Annotated in this window: 17 protein-coding genes; all 17 read right to left on the bottom strand. The window is 67.9% G+C overall.

Annotation, left to right across the window (positions count from 1 at the left end):
- Positions 1-6 precede the first annotated feature (6 nt).
- A complete protein-coding gene (locus ACAM58_RS01640) occupies positions 7-2,340 on the bottom strand; it encodes a type VI secretion system Vgr family protein (RefSeq protein ID WP_369663956.1) in 2,334 nt (777 codons plus the stop codon).
- 20 nt (positions 2,341-2,360) lie between these two features.
- Entirely contained in the window at positions 2,361-5,087 is a 2,727-nt protein-coding gene (gene tssH / locus ACAM58_RS01635; RefSeq protein WP_369663955.1) for a type VI secretion system ATPase TssH, read from the bottom strand.
- A complete protein-coding gene (gene tssG / locus ACAM58_RS01630; protein WP_369663954.1) occupies positions 5,084-6,250 on the bottom strand; it encodes a type VI secretion system baseplate subunit TssG in 1,167 nt (388 codons plus the stop codon). Before tssG ends, tssH begins: the two co-directional genes overlap by 4 nt.
- Positions 6,247-8,118, bottom strand: a complete 1,872-nt coding sequence (tssF, locus tag ACAM58_RS01625; RefSeq protein WP_369663953.1) for a type VI secretion system baseplate subunit TssF — start codon at positions 8,116-8,118, stop codon at positions 6,247-6,249. Before tssF ends, tssG begins: the two co-directional genes overlap by 4 nt.
- Positions 8,119-8,646: a type VI secretion system baseplate subunit TssE gene (gene tssE / locus ACAM58_RS01620; protein ID WP_012745362.1), complete on the bottom strand. Its 528-nt coding sequence runs from the start codon at positions 8,644-8,646 to the stop codon at positions 8,119-8,121.
- A gap of 29 nt (positions 8,647-8,675) precedes the next feature.
- The gene (locus tag ACAM58_RS01615; RefSeq protein ID WP_369663952.1) at positions 8,676-9,542 is read right to left on the bottom strand and encodes a type VI secretion system accessory protein TagJ; all 867 of its coding nucleotides are present in this window, start codon (positions 9,540-9,542) and stop codon (positions 8,676-8,678) included.
- 113 nt (positions 9,543-9,655) lie between these two features.
- On the bottom strand, positions 9,656-10,138 hold the full coding sequence (locus ACAM58_RS01610) for a type VI secretion system tube protein Hcp (RefSeq protein ID WP_012745360.1): 483 nt from the start codon (positions 10,136-10,138) through the stop codon (positions 9,656-9,658).
- Positions 10,139-10,187: 49 nt separating this feature from the next.
- On the bottom strand, positions 10,188-11,696 hold the full coding sequence (tssC, locus tag ACAM58_RS01605) for a type VI secretion system contractile sheath large subunit (RefSeq protein ID WP_012745359.1): 1,509 nt from the start codon (positions 11,694-11,696) through the stop codon (positions 10,188-10,190).
- A gap of 18 nt (positions 11,697-11,714) precedes the next feature.
- Entirely contained in the window at positions 11,715-12,284 is a 570-nt protein-coding gene (tssB, locus tag ACAM58_RS01600; protein ID WP_012745358.1) for a type VI secretion system contractile sheath small subunit, read from the bottom strand.
- A gap of 80 nt (positions 12,285-12,364) precedes the next feature.
- Entirely contained in the window at positions 12,365-13,456 is a 1,092-nt protein-coding gene (gene tssA, locus ACAM58_RS01595) for a type VI secretion system protein TssA (RefSeq protein WP_369663951.1), read from the bottom strand.
- A 132-nt stretch (positions 13,457-13,588) separates the two neighbouring features.
- Positions 13,589-14,776, bottom strand: coding sequence for a fumarylacetoacetate hydrolase family protein (locus ACAM58_RS01590; protein WP_369663950.1), 1,188 nt, complete (start codon positions 14,774-14,776; stop codon positions 13,589-13,591).
- A 111-nt stretch (positions 14,777-14,887) separates the two neighbouring features.
- The gene (locus tag ACAM58_RS01585; protein WP_369663949.1) at positions 14,888-18,655 is read right to left on the bottom strand and encodes a molybdopterin cofactor-binding domain-containing protein; all 3,768 of its coding nucleotides are present in this window, start codon (positions 18,653-18,655) and stop codon (positions 14,888-14,890) included.
- Positions 18,656-18,788: 133 nt separating this feature from the next.
- Positions 18,789-19,292 carry a (2Fe-2S)-binding protein gene (locus ACAM58_RS01580; RefSeq protein WP_369663948.1) on the bottom strand — a complete coding sequence of 168 codons (504 nt, stop codon included), beginning with the start codon at positions 19,290-19,292 and terminating at the stop codon, positions 18,789-18,791.
- On the bottom strand, positions 19,270-20,430 hold the full coding sequence (locus tag ACAM58_RS01575) for an ABC transporter substrate-binding protein (protein WP_012745353.1): 1,161 nt from the start codon (positions 20,428-20,430) through the stop codon (positions 19,270-19,272). The genes ACAM58_RS01580 and ACAM58_RS01575 overlap by 23 nt, the downstream gene beginning before the upstream one ends.
- Positions 20,431-20,495: 65 nt before the next feature.
- Positions 20,496-21,218 (bottom strand): bifunctional nicotinamidase/pyrazinamidase, encoded by a 723-nt coding sequence (gene pncA / locus ACAM58_RS01570; protein ID WP_018906627.1) that lies wholly within the window; start codon positions 21,216-21,218, stop codon positions 20,496-20,498.
- Positions 21,219-21,271: 53 nt separating this feature from the next.
- A complete protein-coding gene (locus ACAM58_RS01565; protein WP_028256307.1) occupies positions 21,272-22,006 on the bottom strand; it encodes an ABC transporter ATP-binding protein in 735 nt (244 codons plus the stop codon).
- On the bottom strand, positions 22,003-22,809 hold the full coding sequence (locus tag ACAM58_RS01560) for an ABC transporter ATP-binding protein (protein ID WP_047783365.1): 807 nt from the start codon (positions 22,807-22,809) through the stop codon (positions 22,003-22,005). Before ACAM58_RS01560 ends, ACAM58_RS01565 begins: the two co-directional genes overlap by 4 nt.
- Positions 22,810-23,248 lie beyond the last annotated feature (439 nt).

Genomic DNA, 23,248 nt, shown 5'->3' with positions numbered 1-23,248 from the left:
CGCGCATCAGGCCTTCATGAAAAGGCTCTTGAATGCCACTGCGATGTAGCCGGTCTTGAGACTGAGTCCGACTGTCGAGATGCCAACGGGATTGAGCTTGTATTTGAACTTCGCATCGATGATGCTGGTCACGGACAGGTTGATGAAGACGCCGTTGAACTGGCCGTTCACCCCCGAGAATTGCAGCTTCACGCCATTGACATCGACTGCCGCCACATTGACGCCCGTATGTTCGAGCGTTCCGTGGTTGTCCGTGTTGCGCCACCAGCCTTCCTTGGCTGCGTTGACGGTGTTGTCGCCCGCATTGATCGTCCGCCTGTCCGAGTTGTCAACAATGTCCGGCGCGTTATTGATCGTGGGTCCGGTCGTGGTGGTCGTGCTGCCCCCCGTGACGACATGCGTGTGGTTGCCCAGGACGTTGCTGGTGACCCCGCCATTCACCATGAAGGTAAGGCCGCCGCTGATGGTCTCGTTCACGCCGCCCGTGATCGTCTGGGTCACGCCGCCGGTGATCGTCGAGTTCACACCTCCACTGATCGTCTCGGTCGCACCACCGCTGATGGTTTCCGTGAACCCTCCGCTGACAGTGCGCGTTTCGCCGCCGCTGATCGTCTCGGTCGCGCCGTCCGAAATCGTCCGCGTCTCGCCGCCGGAAACTGTCTCGGTCGCTCCGCCGGTCACCGTGCGAGTCTCTCCGCCGTCGATCGTCTCCACCGCGCCCTCGGTGATATGACGTTCTTCGCCGGCTTTGTAGGTGGCCGATTCATGCCCCACGATGACGGTCGTGCGCGTGCCACCGGTGTCGTGGGTCTCGTTCTTCTCCACCGAGACATTCAGGTCGCGCTCTGCATGAAGCGCTACGTATTCAGCGCCCATCTTGTCTTCGAAGACGAGCGAGTTGGCGGTTTCCGGCGAGCCGCCCGGCGTAGAACGCGTGACGAACCCGCTCTTGGTCTGCTCGCCCGGCAGATTGAAGGGTGGCATCTGGCGCGGGTTGTAGACCCGCCCCACGACGAGCGGCCGGTCGGCCCGCCCGTCGACGAAATCGATCACTACTTCCTGGCCGATGCGCGGCGTGAAAACAGCACCAAAGCCGTCGCCTGCGATGACATGGGACACACGCACGAAGCACGAGCAGTTCTCGTTGCGGCGCCCGCTGCGGTCCCACCGGAACTGCACCTTGACGCGGCCGTACTGGTCAGTCCAGATTTCCTCGCCTTCGGGGCCGACCACCACCGCGGTCTGCGGACCGGTGGTCCTGGGGATTTGCGTGATCCGGGGTGCCCTGAAGGGCAGGGACGTCGGCTGGACGACAAAGTTGAAGCTGTATTCGCCCGGTGCGGCTCCGGTGGCGTAGCCGCCTTCGCGCAGCATGTAGTTCACCGAAACGATCAGGTACTCGCGGTTGTCGTCCGACCTCGGCGAGTTCTGCATCGAGAAGGTGTAGCCGGGCGCCATGCCCCGGACCGTGGCATGGCCCACGCTGCGCTCGGCCATCGACTGCGCTTCTTCCAGCCGCACGCGCGCATAGTGCTCGCCTTCGCCGGGGTTCGTGTACTCGCCGAGCCACTCGTACATCTCATAGCCCGAGTGGTCGTACGGCTGCGGCATGGAGCGGGCACCGCTCAGATCGGCGCCCGGCGTGGTGAAGTTGTAGTCATCCACCGCATAGCTGCCCGAGCGGATCTCGGCCGTCACTTGCCAGTTGTCGATGACCTCCATGTCCTCGGTCACGTCGCGATCGGCCGCGAAGTAATTGATGGTTTCGTAGCCGGACATCGGCTCGTGCATCGTGACGTCGTCGGTCAGCACCAGCGTATGCTGGTTCTTGTCGTGCTTGAAGTAGTAGTAGATGCCTTCGAGTTCCATGAGCCGGCTCACGAAGGCAAAGTCCGTCTCGTTGTACTGCACGCAGTGCTCCCACTGGCGGTAGGTGCCGGTGAGCTTCTTCTCGAAGGCGAAGTTGTAGTCGCCGAATACGTCCTCGAGAACTTCGACGACCGTCTTGTTCTGGAAGATCTTGTTGTCGCTGGAGCGCGTGAGATACCAGAGCCATGGGCGCATCGAAGCACGATAGACGGTGTGGCGCGAGGTACCGCCTTCGCGTCCGATCATGGAGAAGCGGACCACCTGGCCGTTCAGGAAACGGGGCGTGCCGGCTGTCTGGATCTCCAGGGCCATGGGTTTTCCGAGCACCGCCTTCATGTCGATCGACGCACTCGGGCTCAGCAGGTCGACCTCGAATTCGAACAACTGCGACAGTCCCTCGGTGCCATGCATCGAGCGGAACTGGAGCTGGTCTTCCCCAAGCGGGGTGTGCGCTCGTACGACTCTGGCCATGAGTTTGTCTCCTTGTCTTCTTAGGCTTCGGAAAATTCGTACCGGAAGTCGTCGCCCGCTGCGGACAGCCGCACGCCGGCGAGCTTGCGCGCACTGACGGTGGCGCCGATGACTTCTTCGCTCAATCGCGGCAGGATGGTGTGCGTGAGGATCGCATCGATCATCCGCCCACCCGACTCGATGGCCGTGCATCGGCGCGCCACCAGTTCGACGGCGCTGTTGTCGTAGTCCAGCGCAATGCCATGGTTCGCATCGAGGCGGGTGGCAATGCGGTCGAGCTGGAGGCGAATGATGCGATGCAATGCGTCGGCTTGCAACGGGTAATAAGGCACTACAACCAGCCGGCCCAGCAGCGCCGGCGCGAACACCTTGAGCAGCGGTTCGCGCAGCGCGGCCGCGAGCGGCTCGGGGTCGGGGCGCAGGGTCGGGTCTTCGCACAGCTGCATGACCAGGTCGGTGCCGACGTTCGACGTCATGATGATCACGGTGTTGCGGAAGTCGATGTGGCGGCCCTCGCCGTCTTCCATCCAGCCCTTGTCGAACACCTGGAAGAAGATCTCGTGCACGTCGGGGTGGGCCTTCTCGATCTCGTCGAGCAGCACCACGCTGTAGGGCCGGCGGCGCACGGCCTCGGTGAGCACGCCGCCTTCTCCGTAGCCCACGTAGCCGGGCGGCGCGCCCTTGAGCGTGGAGACGGTGTGCGACTCCTGGAACTCGCTCATGTTGATGGTGACCAGGTTCTGCTCGCCGCCGTAGAGCGCCTCCGACAGCGCGAGCGCGGTCTCGGTCTTGCCCACGCCCGAGGGGCCGCACAGCAGGAACACGCCCACCGGCTTGTTCGGGTTGTCGAGCCGCGCGCGCGCGGTGCGGATGCGCCGCGAGATGGTCTCCAGCGCGTCGGGCTGGGCCACCACGCGGGCCGAGAGTATTTCGCCGAGGCGCAGCACCGACTGCGCATCGTCGCGCACCATGCGGCCGATCGGAATGCCGGTCCAGTCGGCCACCACGGTGGCAACGGCCTGCGCGTCGACGGCCGCCAGGATGAGCGGCGATTCGCCCTGCAACTGCACGAGCTTGTCCTGCGCCTGGTCGAGTTCGGCGCGGATCTCTTCGGGTGTTCTTTCGGGTTCCGACGGAGCAGGCTCGGCTTCAACTGGAGCTTCGGCTTCGTCGCCCTCTTCCTCTTTGGCCTCGGCCCGCACCGGCACTGCATCGGGCGAGAGCAGCTTGCGCAGCGCCACGATGCGCTCCACGAGCACGCTTTCTTCCGCACGCCGCTGCTCCAGCAGGCCGAGCTCGGCCTGCGCCGCCGCCACCTGGGCCGCGATGTCTTCCACCCGCTGGTGCTCGCCGACGCCGATCGCCGCCTCGCGCCCCGCAATGCCCGACTCGATGCCCAGCACCTCGATGCGGCGCTGCAGGTCTTCGATCGCCGCGGGCAGCGCATGCTGGCTCAGGGCCACGCGCGCGCAGGCCGTGTCGAGCAGGCTCACGGCCTTGTCGGGCAGCTGGCGCGCGGGAATGTAGCGGTGCGACAGGCTCACGGCCGCTTCGAGCGCGGCGTCCAGGATGAGCACGCCGTGGTGCTTCTCGAGCTCGGCCGAGATGCCGCGCAGCATGACCACGGCCTTGGACTCGGTGGGCTCGTGCACCTGGATGGTCTGGAAGCGCCGCGTGAGCGCCGGGTCCTTCTCGATGTACTTCTTGTACTCGGACCAGGTGGTGGCGCCGATGGTGCGCAGCCGCCCGCGCGCCAATGCGGGCTTGAGCAGGTTGGCCGCATCGCCGGTGCCGGCCGTGCCGCCCGCGCCGACCAGCGTGTGCACCTCGTCGACGAACAGCACGATGGGCTTGGGGCTCTTCTCGACCTCGTCGATCACCTGGCGCAGCCGCTGCTCGAACTCGCCCTTCACGCCCGCGCCGGCCTGCAGCAGCGTGGGGTCGAGCACCCACAGCGACACACCCTTGAGCGAGGGTGGCACGTCGCCCGCCGCAAGGCGCGAGGCCAGGCCCTCGACCACTGCCGTCTTGCCCACGCCCGCCTCGCCCGTGAGCAGCGGATTGTTCTGCCGCCGGCGCATCAGGATGTCGATGATCTGGCGGATTTCGTCGTCGCGGCCGTAGACCGGGTCGAGTTCGCCCGCGCGCGCCTTGGCCGTGAGGTCGCTCGCGTACTTGGCCAGCGCCGAGCCGCCCGCGGCAGCGCCGTCGCCCTGGTGGGACACCGCAGGGGCGGCTTGCCCCGGCGCGGCCGCGGCGTCGAAGTCGTCCTCGGGCGAGCCTTCGGTCCATGCGGGAAGCTGCGCGACGAGCACGTCGGGCACGATCTTGTCGAACTCGCGCGAGATGCCCGAGAGCACCTGGCGCAGCCCCGGCGTCTTGACGATGCCCGCGAGCAGGTAGGCACCGCGGATCGACGTGGCCTCGAAGCGCAGGCTCGCATAGACCCAGGCGCGCTCGACGGCGTTGTCGACGTGCTCCGAGATGTCGCTGATCGAGGTGGCGCCGTGCGGCAGCCGGTCGAGCGCACGCACCAGGTCCTGCTCGACCGCATCGAGGTTGAGGCCGGCGCGCTTGACGATGCGCAGCAGGTCGCTGTCCTGCAGCTGCAGGATCTGGTGCAGCCAGTGCACCAGCTCCACGTAGGCATTGCCGCGCAGCTTGGCGAAGGCGGTGGCGGTCTCCAATGCCTTGTAGAGCATCGGATTGAGTTTCGAGAAAAGGGAGACGCGGCGGATATCGGTCATAAGGCCATGGAAGAGGCTTCGGCCGCCGCGGAAGCAGCCGATGCGGAACGGGAATACAGGGCTTCGGGCTGGAACAGCATGTCGCCGGCGTCTGTGGGGGAGAGGCGCGTGCCGAGCCAGCTGCCCCAGCCCAGGCGCTGGTCGCTGCCCAGCTGCATGCCGAGGGCTTCCTGCTTCTTGAGCACGAGGCGCAGTTCCCACGCGAACTCGATGCCCACGTACTGGCGCACCCAGTCGACCACCTGCTGCAGGCGCTTGCTGCCCGGCAGGAAGTCGCGGAACTCGCGCTGCGAGAGCGGGCCGAGTTCGAGTCTGAACTTGCCCTGCGCATCGCGCACCGCCAGCCCGACGGTGGCGCCGGCGCCCAGCTTCTGGTTGCGCCCGGAAGTGCCGATGCGGCTGATCTCGCGCTCGTCGAGCATCACCCAGTCGCTCACGAACTCCTCGACGCGCACGGGCACGTCGAAGTACAGCCGCAGGATCTGGATCAGCCCCTCGGGGTTGCGCGTCTGGCGCACGAGGTGCCCGGCCATGAAGGTGCGCGCATGGTCGGCGATGCGGTCGCGTTCCTTCAGGCCCGGCTGCCCCATGTTCATGAGGCTGGCCACGTAGTCGACGAAGCGGTGGCCGTCGGGGCGGTCCAGGCTGTTGACCGACTGGGCATCGGCCCAGGCCCGGTAGAACAGCAGGATGAGCCGGTGATGGAACAGGTCGGCGAAGGCGCTGAGCGTGTTGTCGCTGTGGTGGCGCTTGCGCTCGCGCGCGTACTCGGTCAGGTGCAGCGGCAGCGGCCCGTTGGGGCCGAACAGGCCGAAGCCGTAGATCGAGATGCGCGGCGGGCCGTCGCCGTCGACATCGACGCCCGAGACGTTCGAGGGCGCAAAGGCCATCGACGGCTCCTGGCCCAGCCGCAAAGGCTCGTCGAGCGGGCGCGGCGCGCGGCCCAGCAGCGGATGGCTGCCGTGCGCATCGAGCCGGCGCAGCAGCATGAACAGGTCGTGCTCGAAAGGCTGGTCGACCAGGCCGGCCCACAGGACCGGATCGGCCTCGGGCGCACCGCGCCGCGCGGGTGCCGCGGCATGCTCGGGCGCGGCATGCTCGACCGCAGCCGGCGGCGCCTGCTGCGAATCGTCGGCGAGCTCGGCCGTGGTGCGCATGCTCATACGGCGGGGCGGCGTCCGATGCGCGGCGTCCAGCGCGCGATCTCGCCGCGCTGCAGGCTGGAGAGCGCGAACTCGGTGAACGCGTTGAGCGACACGTGCCGGCTGAAGAATTGCTCCAGCACGGCGCCGAAGAGATAAGGGCTCGCGCCCGAGAAGGCCACTTCGTCGATCTTCAGCGCGATTTCCACCCCGCGCCCGAAGACGATCGGCCCCGGCTCGGGCAGGCGGCGGAACACCGGCGCCAGCGCCATCGAGCGCACGCCCTGGATCTGGCGGCGCACCGCGGGGTCGGCCAGGTTGCCGTAGAGGTCGAGCATCTCGCGCAATGCGGCCGCGCCCTGCGTGGCGTCGACGTCGGTCAGGCTCAGGTAGTTGAGGCCCAGGTGGCTGATCAGGCGCCACGTGAGCGCCCCCTCTGCCAGCGCCGGATAGGGCCTCGACGGCCCGCGCAGGATGCGGATGCCGCGCACCGGCGCCGACACGCGCAGCGAGAAGTCCGACTCCAGCCCGGTGGGCAGCAGCAGCGGCAGGTCGCGGTTGGTGCACAGCGCGTCGATCGTGATGTGCCGCAGGCTGTGCGGAAAGGGCGCGTCGTGCTGGTCGACCAGCGACACGTACACCTCGCTGCCGGTGTAGCTGGTGCGCGTGCCCTGCGCGCGTGCGCGGTCGGACACCAGGCGCGGCTCGCGGCGCAGCGAGAAGTACGCGCCGAAGTCGCCGTCGTCGGCAGCGAACGAGCCAAGGAACGGCCTGAACTCGCGCTCTTCCGAGCCGCTCGCCATGTGGCCGGTGACGCGCTCGACCGTGAAGATCTCGAAGTCGCGCGGGCGCGTGCGGTCGATCACCGCATGGTGCTCGTGCTGCCCGGGGCCCACCGGAATGCGGTCGCTGCGGCGCGGCACCAGGTTGATGATGGGCGTGCAGAACAGCGAGAAGTGCTTGGCATCGACCAGCCGCTCCAGGTCGGCGTCGGCGCGGTCGAGCAGGATCACGATTTCCATCGTGGTGCCGCCCATGGCCGAGGCCGCCGCGCGCAGGTTCTTCACGCTGAAGAACAGGTAGCGGTCGGGGAAGGCGAAGTATTCGTGCAGCAGCCGGTAGCCTTGGAACGAGCGCGCGTCATAAGGCAGCAGCGCCTGCTCGGGATCGAAGCCCTCGTGGCGAATGGCTTCGTCGCCGAGCGGAACGATGCGCGCCTTGCTGCCCGGGCCGCTGCGGCACACGGTGCCGATGCTGTGGTGCACCGCAAGCTCGAGCACGCGCAGCGCATGCAGCTCCGCGCCCGAAAGAAAGAACTCGAGCCGCTCGATCGGCATCTCGGCAAAGGTGGTGCCGCCCACCGCTTCGAGCTTGATGGTGATCGCGCTCCTGGCGCGCCGGGCCACCGCGGGCATCGCATGCGCGATTTCCGCGGGCACGGGGCCGATGCTTGCATCCGCGATCCTGATGGGCCACAGCGTGACCTCGTGGCCGGTGCGGAATTCGCAGGCCGTCTGCTCGCCCTTGATCATGCGTCCGCGCATGATCGTGTGGCGCGGCAGCTCGTAGCCGGCCTTCAGCGAGCCCTCGTTGAGGTTGCCGTCGATCTGCACCACGGCCATGGCCGGCAGCGGCGCGAGGAAGTTGGGGTACACCACCTCGAGCAGCCGCTGCGAGAAGCGCGGAAACTCCGCATCCATCTTGAGCTGGATGCGCGCCGTGAGAAAGCTGAAGCCCTCGAGCAGGCGCTCCACGTAGGGGTCGCTGACCTCGATGCCGCGCATGCCCAGCCGCCCGGCGATCTTCGGGTAGCGCTGCGCGAACTCGGCACCGAGCTCGTGCATGTAGGTGAGCTCGCGGTTGTAGTAGTCGAGCAGCCTGGCGTCCATTCAGAGCCCTCCCGTCGGGCGCAGGACCATGTGGCCGCTCTCGAGGTCGAGCTCGGAGCGCAGGATGAATTCAATCGGGTAAGGCACCGACCACAAGGTGCCGCGGATCTCGAGCGCGAGCAGGTTGTGGTGCTCCAGGTCGGTGGCGTCGGTGACGCAGCGCACGTCGATGCTGTCCTTCATGATGCGCGGCTCGAAATCGATGATCGCGGCGCGGATGGCGGCCTCGACGTCCGCGAAGTCGACCTCCGACATGCGTCCACCGGCCCAGCCGCGCACGCCGTAGTTCACCACCGAGCGCCGCGCGCGCGGCATGGCGTTGATGGTGTGGTCCGCGCCGAAGTTGGTGGTGTTGAGCAGCCACTGCAGGTCGCGCAGCACCGAGTCGCGCAGCAGCTTGCCGCTCATGAGGAAGGCGCCCGCGCGCTCCTGGCGGCTTTGCGGCTGCTTGTCGGTCAGGCGGTCGAGCAGCACCGGCTGCAGGCGGTCGCGTGCAACGCTTTCTTGCTGGTCGCCATCGGCCTCCATGGCCGGGCGGCTGGCTGGCAGGACGGAACTCACTGCGCGGCACTCTCGGCAGGCGCGAACTCGACCAGCCGGATGTCGAGCAGCGAATGGTCGCCGGCTTCGCTGATCAGCGTGCGCTGGCCGATGCCGGCGTACTGGTCCTCGCCGGCCAGCGGCAGCCAGTCGGTGCGGCGGCCCAGGGTTGTTTCGTCGTCCAGCGCCTCGAGCGCGCCGGGATAGCGCACCGGCACCAGGCCGTTGAGCCCGCGTCCGTCATGCAGCACGATCTCGGCCGGTGCCCAGAGCAGGTCGACCAGGTGCTGCGGACGGGAGAACTTGAGGCGGCGCACCGCCGGCAGCGGCAGCCACGCATAGCCCGAAGGCGTGAGGAGCTCGAGCGCGGCGCCCATGCGCGCGTCGCCGTCGCAAAGCCAGGCGAACTCAATGCTTTGCACCGGCTCGCCGTCGATGGCCTGCACGGCGCGGGAGTCCGACCGGTCGACGCAGCTCAGCGTGCCCAGCAATGCGGGCGCATCCTGCCGCGCGCTCTCGCGCAACTCGGCCGCTTCGGCGGCGCGTTCGGCCGGCAGGGCGGCGGCAGCAATCAGCGCCGCGACCCAGCCGGCCTCGCCGGCCACGACGGCCGGCGCACGGCCGCCGTTCCAGAATTCGGTTCGATGCCGCTCGGCGGCCAGCGCCATTGCGCAGGTGGCACTGGCGGGAGCGAAGGAAGGATCAATCTTCGCGGCCAGCTTGAGCTGATCTTCAGCCCGCTGCCAGTCGCCCCGCAGCGCAAGAAAGTGGCCGAGGGCAAGCCGCAGGCCGGCATTCTGTGGACTCGCGCGAATCTGCCGCTGTACCCATTCGGTGTGTTCGGCCACGGAGCGCTCGCCCAGCACTGCAAACCCATCGCCCATGAAACTTCCTCATTGACTCGCGCACGGCCCCGGAAGGCCGTCGACAACTATCTGCAGGCGACCGGCCCGCGGCATGCGCGGGCCGGTCGGGAACAAGCAGGAAAAAAGGGAAATCAGGCTTCCCGGTTTTCCTTGATGTTCCAGGCCAGCACGGTCTCGGCGCCCTTGCCGCCCTTGTCGGTCTGCTCCCAGTACTGCTGCTTGACCTTGGCCGCCTGGAAGGCGAACTGCACCAGCACCGCATCGCCGCCCTGCTCGGCCGAGTACTGCACCGAGGTGACCAGCACTTCTTCCAGCGTCACGCGCGTGTATTCGATCTGCGAGCCCCCGGCCTTGCACACCGACACTTCCACCTTGCTCAGGTGCTTGCCGCTCGCGCAGTTCTTCATCACCGACGGCGCCGCCTTGTCGATGCGCGCGAGCACCTGCAGGTCGTTGAAGCTCGCCTTGCCCACACCGCCACCGCCGCCGCTGACCATGTTGCCAGGCTGCGTTGCTCCCCATGCGAACGACTTGATATCGGTCCAGTCCTTGTGGTTCGAGTCCTTGGATTCGCCGTTCGCGCCCTCGACGCGCATGAACATGTCTACTGCCATGATTAACCCCCAGAGTTATATATATGCCCGATTGCGGGACACCGTTGAACTAGCTGCTGTCCTTCTTGTTGGATGGCAGCTTCGAAACCAGCCGCAATGACACCGTCAGCCCTTCGAGCTGATAGTGCGGCCGGAGAAAAAACTTGGCGGCGTAGTAGCCGGGGTTGTCCTCGATGGCTTCCACCTGGACTTCGGCCGCCGCCAGCGGCTTCATTGCCTTCGTATCCTGGGACGACGTGCCGGGGCTGCCGTCCACGTAGTTCATGATCCAGTCGTTGAGCCAGCGCTCCATGTCCTCGCGCTCGCGGAACGAACCGATCTTGTCGCGCACGATGCACTTCAGGTAGTGCGCGAAGCGGCAGCATGCGAACAGGTAAGGCAGGCGCGCCGCCAGGTTGGCATTGGCCGTGGCATCCGCGTCGTAGTACTCGGCCGGCTGCTGCAGCGACTGCGCGCCGATGAAGGCCGCGAAGTCGGAGTTCTTGCGGTGCACCAGCGGCATGAAGCCGTTCTTGGCGAGCTCGGCCTCGCGCCGGTCGCTGATGGCGATCTCGGTGGGGCACTTCATGTCCACGCCGCCATCGTCGGTCGGGAAGGTGTGGGTGGGCAGGTTCTCGACCGCGCCGCCCGACTCCACGCCGCGGATCGACGTGCACCAGCCGAACTGCTTGAACGAGCGGTTGATGTTCACGCCCATCGCGTAGGCCGAATTGGCCCAGGTGTAGCGGTTGTGCAGGGCCGAGTCGGTTTCTTCCTCGAACTCGAACTCGTCGACCGGATTGGTGCGCGCGCCGTACGGCAGGCGCGCCAGGAAGCGCGGCATGGCCAGGCCGATGTAGCGCGCGTCTTCCGACTCGCGCAGCGACCGCCAGGCCGTGTGCTCGGTGTTCTGGAAGATCTTGGTGAGGTCGCGCGGGTTCGACAGTTCCTGCCACGAATCCATCTGCATCACGGTGGGCGATGCGCCGGCAATGAAGGGGCAGTGCGCGGCCGCGGCGATCTTGGCCATTTCGCCGAGCATCTCGACATCGGGCGGGCTGTGGTCGAAGTGGAAGTCGCCGATCAGCGCGCCGAAGGGCTCGCCACCGAACTGGCCGTACTCGGCCTCATAGATCTTCTTGAACAGCGGGCTCTGGTCCCAGCCGATGCCCTTATGGCGCTTGAGCGAGCGCGCCACTTCGCGCTTGGAGGCGCACATCACGCGGATCTTGAGCTGCTCGTCGGTCTCGGTGTTGTTGACCAGGTAGTGCAGGCCGCGCCATGCGCCTTCGAGCTGCTGGAAGTCTTCGTGGTGCAGGATCTGGTTGATCTGCTCGGAGAGCTTGCGGTCGATCTCGGTGATGATCGCCTGCACGGTGCGGTAGGCATCGTTCGAGATGGTGACGGTGCTTTCAAGCGCCTGCACCGCCAGCGTCTTGACGGCGCTTTGCACCGCCTCGCGCGCCTGGTCGGTCTTGGGCTTGAACTCGCGCTGCAGGAGGTCGGAGAACTCGTTGGGCTCGAGCGCTTCGATGGTGGCGGCCTGTCCGCGCGCTGTCTGTTTGGGTGCAGTGCTCATGATGGAGATCCTGTCGGCTTACTCGGAAGGGGTGCCGGGGTTGCCCGACTTTTCGTTCGCGGCCTCGATCGCCTTGGCAACGGCGGGATTGGGTGCGGATGCGAGCGACTTGAGCAGTTCCGGGTTCTGCAGCGCCTGGGCGATCAGCTGCTCGGCGCCGTTCTTGCCGTCCATGTAGGACAGCAGGTTGGAAAGCTCGGTGCGCGCTTCGAGCAGATGCTGCAGCGCGCCGACCTGGCGGGCGATGCGCGCGGGCGAGAAGTCGTCCATGCTGTCGAAGGTGATGTCGACGTTCATCTGTCCTTCGCCCGTGAGGGTGTTGGGCACCTGGAAGGCCACGCGCGGCTTGATGGCCTTCATGCGGTCGTCGAAGTTGTCGATGTCCACCGCCATGAAGTCGCGCTCGGCAAGGTCGGGCATCGGGTCGACCTGCTTGCCCGCGAGATCGGCGATCACGCCCATCACGAAGGGCAGCTGGATCTTGCGCTCGCTGCCGTAGATCTCGACGTCGTACTCGATCTGCACGCGGGGTGCCCGGTTGCGCGCGATGAACTTCTGACCACTGTTTCTGACACGGTTGTCTGCCATAAAGCTTCCTCTTGAATCTCAATGCCTATTCGTATGGGTCGAGTCCCGGCGGCCTGCCCCCGGGTTCCTGCGCCGGCCGTTCACTCCGCTGCCGACCCGCCGCTCAGCGAGCGGCCGGCCAGGCTTTCGATCTTCTGCAGGCCCTCGGGAACGAGTTCTTCGATGATCTGGAAAAAGTTGAGGTCCAGCAGCCTTTGCGCTCTGCGGATGAGCATGGGGGCCGGATGGCTGGGCTCGGTGCGTTCCATGTACTGGCACGCCTTTTCCAACAAGACCTGCACATCATCACGAGTCGATATTTCAATATCTTTAATGCTTGCCGCACGCGCACCGGAGGCGCCATTGCCCAAGGCCGCAGCGCCCTGCGCCGAAGGAGCGGCCGGCGCCGACCCATGGCCTTGCGCTGCCGCCTGCGATGCTTCGGCCGGCTCCGGCTGGGCCTGCTCGGGCAGCAGCTGGACCACGGTGCGAAGCGAGCGTTCGAGCCGGGAGAAATCGGGGGCCCAGCTCTGTCCCAGGGCCCGCTCCGAGGTCTCCCGGATGCGCCGCAGCAGCTCCAGCGCCGCATGCAATGCCACCACCGCGGGCGCCGCCTTCTCCTGCGCGCGGCGCGCCACTTCCCGCAGCCGGCCGATGCCGCCCGGGTAATCGATCTGGTCGGCCTTGCTCGAGTCGAGCAGGGCCTCGACCTGCCGCAGGCTCATCGACGCGCCGGCATCCTCGAGCAGGCGCGCATCGCGCACGCTGCGCCCGAGCCCCTCGGCTTCGGCCAATGCAGCCAGCGCATTCATGCGCGGCAGCGGGTCTTCGAAATCGCCATCGACAACGCGCGGATGCACGTCGTTCCAGAACTTTTGCAGGATGCCGTCCACCACGCGCAAGCCATCGACGTAGCCCGGCAATCCCCGGCTCTCGGTCCATGCCAGCGTCAGCAGAACCAGCACGCGCACGTCGAGCGTGCGCCGGCACAGCTGCTTGGCAATGCGCTCGACACGGGCCCAGTCGGGCGGCTCGGCCGGAATGATGGTCGAGCCGAACTGCTGCTCCCGCTTTCCCGTTGCCGCTTGCTGCAACGCCATGAAATCGGGGTCGTATTCGAGGTCTTCACCGCACGGAAGCGGGCCTTCAACAGGCGACTGCAGTAGTTCGATCTCGCTCGGCGGCAACCCCATCTCCCGTGTTAACCATTTTCAAGACCGGTTATCTTGAGGGGAACGCGAGACGCGGTCAACAGCAACAGTTTGCTACGTGCCGGCTATGAATCACAAAGGAGTACAACTCCTTCTAAAGCGTAGAAAGAACGTTTACAGCAATCCGCGCGCAGCCAAATTCCGCATCAGCGCACTTAACCCGAAAGTCCACCGCGGCGCCTGGTCCGAATGGACCACGCGGTTCACGAGGGCGCCGAGTTCCGGCGCGGCGATGCTCACGCGATCGCCGACGACATGGGTGAATCCTTGCCCAGGACCATGACGGTCTTGTGTCGGCGCGAACATGGTGCCCAGGAACAGCATGAAGCCGTCGGGATAGTCGTGGTGCGCGCCGACGGCCTGCGAGACGAGGTCCAGCGGATCGCGGCTGATCTTGGCGAGCGAGCTCGAGCCTTCGAGCCTGAAGCCTTCGGGCCCCTTCACTTCGAGCGCCACCGTGATGCGGCGCACGTCGTCGATGCCGAAGTGCGCATCGAACAGCCGGATGAACGGGCCGATGGCGCAGGAGGCGTTGTTGTCCTTGGCCTTGCCGAGCAGCAGCGCGCTGCGGCCCTCGAAGTCGCGCAGGTTGACGTCGTTGCCGAGCGCGGCGCCCAGCGTCTCGCCGCGGCTGTTGACCGCGAGCACGACCTCGGGCTCGGGGTTGTTCCACACCGATGCGGCGTGGATGCCCACGTCGGCGCCCATGCCCACGGCCGAGAGGACCGGTGCCTTGGTGAAGATCTCGGCATCGGGCCCGATGCCGACCTCGAGGTACTGCGACCACGCGCCCTGCGAGATCAGCACCTCCTTGACCTTCGCGGCCTCGGCCGAGCCCGGCACGATGCCCGCGAGGTTGTCGCCGAGCACGCCGCTGAGCGCCGCGCGCGTGGCCTCGGCGCGCGAGGCATCGCCGCGCGCCTGCTCCTCGATCACGCGCTCGAGCAGGCTTTCGACGAAGGTCACGCCGCTGGCCTTGATGGCCTGCAGGTCGCAGGGTGCGAGCAGCCAGGGCTTGGCTTCGTCGCGCGCGGTGGCGTCGCTGTTGGCGATGGCCTCGTCGAGCGCGGCGACACGCGGAGCCTGGCCGCTGCGCAATGCGCGCCGCACCGCATCGGCGGGCGGCTCCTTCGCCTCGAGCAGGTCGCTCATCGTGGGCGCGAGGCGCGAGAGATCGTGCAGCCCGCCCTCGTGCACCGCCACGAGTACGGGGCCCACGCCGGGCTGCCAGATGCGCCCGACGAGCGTGGCGCGCTCGGCGTCGCGGGGAAGGCTGGCGGCGGTGGAAAGATTCAGGGGCATGTTGTCTCCGGAGGCACTTCGGCACTTGGGTTGGGTTCTTGGAGCGGACATTCTGAATGAATGCGTTCCCTGCCGCTGCGCGAGCGGAAAGCAGGACGCGCCGAGCGCCGCTTATTCGGCGCCGTGGCCGCGCGCGGCGCGCACGCGGGCGACTTCGGCCGGCAGGTTCTTCCACGCCGGCTCCTGCGGTGCGAAACGCGCGCGCATGTAGCCCGCGAGCTCGGCGATCTGACGGTCGTCGAGCGCGTCGCGGAAGGCCGGCATGAAGCCGATGCCCTGGCTCGCGGGCTCGCGCACGCCATCGAGGATGGTGCGCAGCAGGTTGTCGGGCCGCGCGCTCGTGAGGTTGCCGTTGAGCGCGAGCGGCGTGTTCACGCCGAGCAGCGTGGGGCCGTCGCCGTCGTGATGGCACGACGCGCAGGCGCTGTCGAACATGCGCTGCGCGGGACCGAGCAGCCGGCCTTGCGTGCGCGCCGCATTGTCGACCACCTGCTGCGCCACGGCCTGCGGATCGGCCGCGGGCGCCGGATTGAACGAGGCGAGATACGTGGCCATCGCGCGCACGTCGGCATCGGGCACCTGCGCGAGTTCGCGCACCACCTCGGCCATCGGCCCACCCGCGATGCCATGGCGCGGCGAGTGGCCATTGCGCAGATAGCGGTAGAGCGCGTCGGCGTCCCACGGCACGGCGGACTTCGACAGCTGCGTGAGCGCCGGCGCCTCCCAGCCATCGACCATCGCACCCGAGAGAAACGCGCTGCCGCCCTGCTCCGCACCGAGCGCGTTGCGCGGCGTGTGGCAGGCGCCGCAATGCCCCAGGCCGTTCACGAGGTAGGCGCCGCGGTTCCACTCGGCGCTTTGCGTGGCCACCGGCTGCAGCGGTGCCGGGTCGTGGAAGAGCGCGTTCCATCCGGCCATGAGCGGCCGCATGCTGAACGGAAACTTGAGCTCGGCCTTCGGCGTCTCGGCGCGCACCGCGGGCATCGACATGAAGTAGGCGTAGAGCGCCTGCAGGTCGTCGTCGCTGGTCTTCGCGAAGGCGGTGTACGGGAACGCCGGGTACAGGTGGTGGCCGTCGCGCGAGACGCCCTCGCGCATCGCGCGCTGGAAGGCGCTGAACGACCAGCGGCCCAGGCCCGTGTCGGCATCGGGCGTGAGGTTGGTGGTGTAGAGCGTGCCGAAGGGCGTCTGCATCGCGCGGCCACCCGCATTGGGCGCGCTACCCGGTGCGGTGTGGCACACGGCGCAGTCGCCGAGCGCGGCAAGCACGCGGCCGCGTTCGATGGTGGCCTCGCTGTAGACCGGGGCGCTGAGCGAGACCGGAGCAATGGCGGAGCGCCAGCCGAGCAGGCCGGCGATGAGGCCGATGCCACCGATGAAGAGTGCGGCGCTGGTGGCCCAGAGGCCTTTGCGCGCGGGCCACGGCGCATCGGTCTTGCTCCTTCCCCTCCCGGGGGAAGGTTGGGATGGGGGCACGGCAGCGCCACCCTTCGAGCGCCGCTCGCCCCCACCCCCGCCCTCCCGCGGAAGGGGAGGGAGCAAACCCCGATTCAACGCCGCCAGCACCTTCTCCGGCGTGAACGGCGGCTCGCGGAAGCGCACGCCCGTCGCATCGAAGATCGCATTCGCGATCGCCGCCGTTCCCGGCACCGACGACGACTCGCCCGCGCCGAGCGAGGGTTCGCCGGGCCGCGGCATGTGCATGACCTCGATCACCGGCACGTCGCGGAAATTGATGATCGGGTAGCTGCCCCACTCGCGGCTCGCGACCACGCCCGAGGGCCGCACGCCGGGCAGCAGCTGCGCACCGGCCGCCGCGGCTTCTGCGCCCTGCTGCGGCGCGAACTGCACCTCTTCCTTGAGCGCGCGGCTCGTGGTCTGGATCACATTGCCGTGCACCTGGTGCTCGACGCCCGCGGGGTTGACCAGCAGCCCCGCGTCGTGCCCCACCACCACGCGGCGCACGTGCACCTCGCCGGTCCTGCGGTTGACCTCGACATCGGCCACCCATGCGGCCCACGCGGCGCCGAAGCCGGGCCACTTGCTGTGGATGTAGCGCGCGTAGGCGAAGCCCTGGCCGAAGAGGATGTCGCCGCCTTCACCGAGCCCGCCGTCGGCGTTCTCCTCTGGCCCCGTGCGCATGCGCCAGCCCGCCTTCTGCGCGGTGGCCTGCACCAGCTCGACGGCGCGCGGATCGTTCAGGTGGCGCAGCCGGAACTGCACCGGATCGACGCCAGCCGCGGTGGCCAGCTCGTCGATGTACGACTCGTGCGCAAACGAATTCGGCAGCGCCGACACGCCGCGCAGCCACGAGGCGCGCACGATCGGCGCCATGTCGTTGACCTTCACGCGCAGGTTGTCGACGCTGTAGGGCGGACGCGCCGTGCGGTCGCCCATCTCGAAGGCCTGCGCCACCGGCTCGATGGTGCGCGTGAGCAGCAGCGCGAGCGTGGGCGCGCCGTTCGACGGATAGGAGGTTTCGAAGTCGTAGGCGGCGATGCGGCCATCGGCCATGAGCCCGCCATCCACTTCCATGAGCTGCGCGGCGCCCTTGGGCTCCCAGGCATGCTCCTGCTCGCGCGTAAGCTGCACGCGCACCGGTGCGCCCACGGCGCGCGCGAGCAGCGCCGCATCGGCCGCCACGTCGTCGGCGCCGTTGCGGCCGTAGCAGCCCGCCGCTTCCATGCGGATGACGTCGACCTGCACGTCGTCCACGCCCATGAGCTTCGCGAGATCGGCACGCAGCACGTGCGGGTTCTGCGAGCCGGCCCAGCAACGCAACTGCATGCTGCTGCCGTCCTCCGGCAGCCACTCCGCCAGCGCGCACGAGGGTCCGATGGACGCATGCATCTGGTAGGGCCACACATAGGTGCGGTGCATCGGCTGCGCGGCCGCGGCGATCGCGCCGTCGACGTCGCCCTCGTCGACCAGCAGGCGCCGCGTCGACGGGTTGTCGCGCAGGGCCTGCGCGAGGTTGGAAAGATCAGGCATGCCGGGCCAGGGTTTCCACCTGACGCGCAATTCGCGCAGCGCCTGTTCGGCGTGCTCCTCGCGCTCGGCCACGATGCCGACGAAGTCGCGGATCACGACCACCGCGCGAATGCCGGGAATGTGCGCAATCGACGACTCGTCCACCGACTCGAGCGTGTTGCCGATGAACTCGCCGTGGTCCGCGCCCGCATACGGCGGGCGCACCACGCGGCCATGCAGCATGCCGGGCACGCGCATGTCGTGCACGAACACGAGGTCGCCCGCGAGCTTGGCGGGAATGTCGACGCGGGCCTGGCGCGTGCCGACGATGCGGTAGTCGGCCGGATCCTTGGGCACCGCGGCGGGGTCGAGCCGCAGCACGGTGCGCTGCCCCGCGACCAGGTCCGCGTAGTTGATGCGGTGGTCCGGTGCCTCGGCCACGCGCACCACGCCGTTGCGCACCTGCAGCGCCTCGGCGGCCACGCCAAGCCGCTCGGCCGCGCGCGCGAGCAGCCAGGCGCGCGCCTGCGCGGCGGCCAGGCGCAGCGGCTGTGCGTGGATCTGGATCGAGGCGCTCGCGATCGTCGCGCCCTGGTTGGGCGCACGTGCGGTGTCGCCGAGCATCATGCGCACGCAGGGCATCCCGAGCTCGAGTTCCTCGGCCACGATCTGCGCGAGCGCGGTCTGGATGCCGGTGCCCAGGTCGACGTGGCCGTTGAGCGCCGAGGCGCTGCCGTCGTCCCACACGGCGAGCAGGATCTCGTCGCCTTCGATCGGATTGCCCGCCACGGCCGTGGGCTGGCCGTTGGCGGGCGCCGGCGCGGGCGGTGTCTCGCGCACGACCAGCAGCACGCCGTCGGCCGAGAGAAAGTCCGCGCGCGTGCGCGGCAGATCGGCGCGGCGCGTCATGGTCTTTGCTCCCTCTCCCCCTGGGAGAGGGCGGGGGTGAGGGCCGGCGGCGATGGCAAGGGCCGTGCTTGCGCGAAGGCCGATGCCCTCACCCTGACCCTCTCCCGGAGGGAGAGGGAACAAGACGGGCGGCTCATGGGTTTGCCTCCGCGCGCATCCGCACCGCCGCGCGCTGCACCGCGTCCAGAATCTCGATGTGCGTTCCACACCGGCACAGGTTGCCCGAGAGCTCGCTGCGGATGCGCGCCTCGCTCGCCTGCGGATCGCGCGCGAGCAGCGCCGCGGCCTGCATCACCATGCCGCTCAGGCAGTAGCCGCACTGCGCGGCCTGCGCGTCTTCGAAGGCGGCCTGCACCGGATGCCAGCGGCCGCGCGTGCCAAGGCCTTCGAGCGTGGTGATCGCGCGGCCCGCCACGCCGTGCGCGGGAATCACGCAGGCACGCGCCGCCACGCCGTCGACATGCACCGTGCAGGCGCCGCACTGCCCCAGCCCGCAGCCGTACTTGGGCCCGTTCAGGCCGAGGTCGTTGCGCAGCAGGTGCAGCAGCGTGGCCGCATGCGGCACGCCCTCGATCGAACAGGCCCTGCCGTTGACCTGCAGGTACAGCGGCGGCTCAGCGCCGCAACTGGCCGTCACGGGTGTACATCTCCAGGTCCACGAAGGTCGAGCCGTTGTGGTTCTTCGCGCTGTACTCGACCGGGAAATCGCCGAAGCGCGCATTGCCGATGCCTTCGAGCCCGGCAATGAAGCTGTCGCGCGTGAGCGCCTTGCCCGCGCGGCGCAGGCCTTCGACCATCACGCGCGAGGCGATGTAGCCTTCGAGCGTGGTGTAGCTGTCGATCTTCTCGCCGAACTCGGCGCGGTCGCGCTGGTAGTCGGCCACGATGGGCACGCGCACGGCCTGCGGCGGCGGCACGATGCTGGCCGTGACCAGCCCCGCGAGCTTGCCTTCGAGCCGCTTGGCGGAACCGGCCGCATCGGTGATGCCGACCGACAGCGTATAGAGCGGCGCCGCCCCGCCGTTCGCACGGTAGTCGCGCATGAACACTTCGACCATGCGCCCGGCCATGATCATCAGGACCGCACCGGGCTTGGCCTCGGCCAGGCTGGCGACCACCTGCTTCGCGTCTTCGGCGGCAATCGCGAGCGGCAGCGTCTTCACGACCTGCACCTTGTAGTCGGCGGCCAGCTGCTCGCAGGTGGCGAGGTTCGACTTGCCGAAGGCGCTGTCCTGGTAGACCACCGCGATCGACGCGAGGCTGAGGGTCGAGAGATGGCTGATGATCTTGCGCAGCTCGAGGTCGTAGCCCGCGCGCACGTGGAACAGCAGGCGGTTGACCTTGGTGCGGAACGAGGTGGTGCCCACCAGCGGCGCGAACATCGGAACGCCGGCCTTCTCGGCCAGCGGCATCGCGGCCGCGAGGTTGCCGGTGGCGACGAAGCCCGCGAGCGCGAAGACCTTGTCCTCGTCGATCAGCTTCGCGGTGTTGGCGGCCGTCCTGGCGGGATCGTAGGCATCGTCGTAGCTGACGAGCTCGAGCTTGCGGCCGTTGATGCCGCCCGACTTGTTGGCGCGCTCGAAGTACAGCTTGATGCCCGCGCGGTAGTCGATGCCGAAGTCCTTGGCCGGGCCGCTGAACACGGCCGACTGGCCGATGCGGATGAGGCCGTCGGTCACGCCGTTGTCGGCGCGCGCCGAACGAAGAAGGCCCGGGCCCAGTGCCAGGGCTGCGCCGCCCGCCACCAGGGCGCGCCTTGAAATCGGAATCGTCATGCGTTGTCGAGCTCGTTGTTGTCGTTGTTGCCGGGCGGGTGTGAATGCGGCGTGGGTTGGCTTGCTCAGGCCGCCTGGATGTCGGCGGACTGGATGCGCTTGACGCCCTTGGCCGCCATCTGCTTCCATGCGGCGGCAAGCGAGCCGTTGAGGTCGATGGCGCGCGTGGCGTCCTCGATCACGTAGACCTCGAAGCCGGCCTTGCGCGCATCGAGCGCGGTCCAGGCCACGCAGAAGTCGGTGGCCAGCCCCGCCACATAGACCGTCTTGATGCCGCGCTGCTTGAGGTAGCCGCCCAGGCCGGTGGCGGTCTTGCGATCGGCCTCCTCGAAGGCGGAATAGCTGTCGACGCCCTTGTGGAAGCCCTTGCGGACGATGACCTGCGCGGTGGGCAGCTTCAGGTCCTTGTGCAGCGCCGCGTCGTCGGTGCCCTGCACGCAGTGGTCGGGCCAGAGCACCTGGTTGCCGTACGAGAGCTTGATGCTGCTGAACGGCTTCTGCCCCGGATGCGCGCTCGCGAACGACGCATGGCCCTGCGTGTGCCAGTCCTGCGTGACCACGATGTTCTCGAACGAATCGGCCAGCTTGTTGATCACCGGCACCACCTCGGCGCCGCCCTTGACGGGCAGCGTGCCGCCGTCGACGAAGCAGTTCTGCACGTCGATCACGATCAGCGCGGACTTGTCGTTCGGCTTGAGCTTCGGAGCCGCGAACAGCGTTCCGGCCGCGCCCAGCAGGCCCAGTGCGGCCGTGGACTTCAGAAGGGATCTGCGGTGCGAGTCGTGCATGGCGTGTGCTCCGGTGGTTGATGACAAAAAAGAAAATGGCCGCGTGGGTGCGGCTAGACGCTCAGGTAGGCGCGGCGCACCTCTTCGTTGGCCGCGAGCTCTGCCATGGTGGCGTGGTAGCGGATCTGGCCCTTCTCCAGCACATAGGCGCGGTCGGACACCAGCTCGGCAAAGTGCATGTTCTGCTCCGACAGCAGGATGCTCACGCCCTGCGCCTTGAGTTCGAGGATCATGTTGGCCATCTGCTCGACGATGACCGGCGCCACGCCTTCGGAGGGCTCGTCGAGCAGCACCAGGTACGGATTGCCCATGAGCGTGCGCGCCACGGTGAGCATCTGCTGCTCGCCGCCGCTCATGCGGCCGCCCGGGCGGTCGGGCATTTCGCCCAGGTTGGGAAAGAGCTTGAACAGCCGCTCGGGCGTCCACAGCGGCGCCTCGCTGCCGTCAGCCCAGCGGCGCGGCGGCTGCTTGCCGACTTCGAGGTTCTCCATCACCGTGAGATCGGTGAACACGCGGCGGTCCTCGGGCACGAAACCCAGGCCGAGCTTCGCCGCGTGATGGGGCTCGCTCTTCGAGATGTCGTGGCCGAGGAAGCTGACGCTGCCCTTGCGCTTGGCGAGCATGCCGATCAGCGTCTTGAGCGTGGTCGACTTGCCCGCGCCGTTGCGGCCCATGAGCGCGACGACCTCGCCGCGCCGCACTTCAAGATCGACGTCGTAGAGGATCTGTGCGGCGCCATACCAGGCGCACAGCGAGTTCGCCTTCAACAGTGTTTCGTGCGTGCTCATGCGGTTGCTGCTCCCACGGCCGCGTTCACTTCGGCGGCTTTCTCTGCGATCTTCTCGAAGGTCTTGCCGCTGCCGAAGTACACCTCCTGCACCTTCGGATGGTCGCGGATCTCGAGCGGCTTGCCCTGCGCGATCAGGCGGCCGCGGGCCAGCACGATCATGCGGTCGGCGTAGGCGAACACCACGTCCATGCTGTGCTCGGTGAACAGCACGGCCAGGCCACGCTGGACCACGAGCTCCTTGGTCAGCGCCATCAGCGAGTTGCGCTCCTTCGGCGCCATGCCGGCGGTGGGCTCGTCCATCAGCAGCAGCTTGGGCGCATTGGCCATCGCGATCGCGAGCTCGACGCGCTTGACGTCGCCATAGGCGAGCTCGCTGCAGGGCCGGTCGGCCTGCGCTTTCATGCCGACCTGGTCGAGCAGCGCCAGCGCCTCGTCGCGCTTGTGGTCCGCCGCGCGGCGCCACATCGAGAACAGCTTGCCGTCATGCGAGAGCATCGCCATCTGCACGTTCTCGGCGACGGTGAGCGAGGCAAAGGTTTCGGCGATCTGGAAGGTGCGGCCCACGCCCTTGCGCCAGATCTCGCGCGGCTTCTGGCCCACGAGCTCATGGCCGTCGAACACGATCGAACCCTGGTCGGCCTTGAGCTGGCCGTTGACCATGTTGAAGGTGGTGGACTTGCCGGCGCCGTTCGGGCCGATGAGGGCCAGCAGCTCGCCGGCCTTGAGCTCGAAGCTGATGCCGTCGACGGCTTTGACGCCGCCGAAGGATTTGCCTAGGTTGTCTACTTTGAGGAGGGTCATTTCTGGCTTACTCCCTCTCCCTCCGGGAGAGGGTTGGGGTGAGGGCTGGCGGCCTTTCCATCGCTGCCGATCTTTTGATCTGTGCTGATCGTTTGCTTCCCGAGGCCGGGTCTCGCCCCGGCGGGCGACCTACTTTTCTTTGCTTCGCCAAAGAAACGTAGGCAAAAGAAAGGCGACCCCACTGTCTGCGACCCCTGCGCTTCGCTACAGGGCAACCTGCGGTGCTCGCGTTTCGCGGGGTCTCGCCCAAACTCGCTTCGCTCAAACAAGGGCGAGCCCTGATCCGCGAAACGCTCCGCTCCTCGGCGCATACAGAGGGGATTGGATACCGAACGGGCCTTTGCTTCGCTCGGCCACCAGGCCACCGCGGCGCTGCGCGCCGTGGTGGTTGGGATTGGATTGGGTTGTTGGTATTGGCTGTTGGTCTTGGGGCCGAGCG

Origin of the sequence: Variovorax sp. V116, from assembly GCF_041154435.1 — a bacterium.
Classification (GTDB): Bacteria; Pseudomonadota; Gammaproteobacteria; order Burkholderiales; family Burkholderiaceae_C; genus Variovorax; species Variovorax paradoxus.
Note: the sequence above shows the minus strand (reverse complement) of the source record. Positions and strands in the feature narration are given on the sequence as shown.

Bases quoted from the DNA above. Each gene is read 5' to 3' on its own strand.
- tssC (WP_012745359.1), bottom strand. From the start codon at position 11,696: ATGAGCACTGCACCCAAACAGACAGCGCGCGGACAGGCCGCCACCATC.
- ACAM58_RS01585 (WP_369663949.1), bottom strand. From the start codon at position 18,655: ATGACGCGCCGCGCCGATCTGCCGCGCACGCGCGCGGACTTTCTCTCG.
- ACAM58_RS01590 (WP_369663950.1), bottom strand. From the start codon at position 14,776: ATGCCCCTGAATCTTTCCACCGCCGCCAGCCTTCCCCGCGACGCCGAG.
- ACAM58_RS01610 (WP_012745360.1), bottom strand. From the start codon at position 10,138: ATGGCAGTAGACATGTTCATGCGCGTCGAGGGCGCGAACGGCGAATCC.
- pncA (WP_018906627.1), bottom strand. From the start codon at position 21,218: ATGCACGACTCGCACCGCAGATCCCTTCTGAAGTCCACGGCCGCACTG.
- tssA (WP_369663951.1), bottom strand. From the start codon at position 13,456: ATGGGGTTGCCGCCGAGCGAGATCGAACTACTGCAGTCGCCTGTTGAA.
- ACAM58_RS01565 (WP_028256307.1), bottom strand. From the start codon at position 22,006: ATGAGCACGCACGAAACACTGTTGAAGGCGAACTCGCTGTGCGCCTGG.
- tssE (WP_012745362.1), bottom strand. From the start codon at position 8,646: ATGGAGGCCGATGGCGACCAGCAAGAAAGCGTTGCACGCGACCGCCTG.
- tssB (WP_012745358.1), bottom strand. From the start codon at position 12,284: ATGGCAGACAACCGTGTCAGAAACAGTGGTCAGAAGTTCATCGCGCGC.
- ACAM58_RS01615 (WP_369663952.1), bottom strand. From the start codon at position 9,542: ATGGGCGATGGGTTTGCAGTGCTGGGCGAGCGCTCCGTGGCCGAACAC.
- ACAM58_RS01640 (WP_369663956.1), bottom strand. From the start codon at position 2,340: ATGGCCAGAGTCGTACGAGCGCACACCCCGCTTGGGGAAGACCAGCTC.
- ACAM58_RS01560 (WP_047783365.1), bottom strand. From the start codon at position 22,809: ATGACCCTCCTCAAAGTAGACAACCTAGGCAAATCCTTCGGCGGCGTC.
- tssF (WP_369663953.1), bottom strand. From the start codon at position 8,118: ATGGACGCCAGGCTGCTCGACTACTACAACCGCGAGCTCACCTACATG.
- tssG (WP_369663954.1), bottom strand. From the start codon at position 6,250: ATGAGCATGCGCACCACGGCCGAGCTCGCCGACGATTCGCAGCAGGCG.
- ACAM58_RS01575 (WP_012745353.1), bottom strand. From the start codon at position 20,430: ATGACGATTCCGATTTCAAGGCGCGCCCTGGTGGCGGGCGGCGCAGCC.
- tssH (WP_369663955.1), bottom strand. From the start codon at position 5,087: ATGACCGATATCCGCCGCGTCTCCCTTTTCTCGAAACTCAATCCGATG.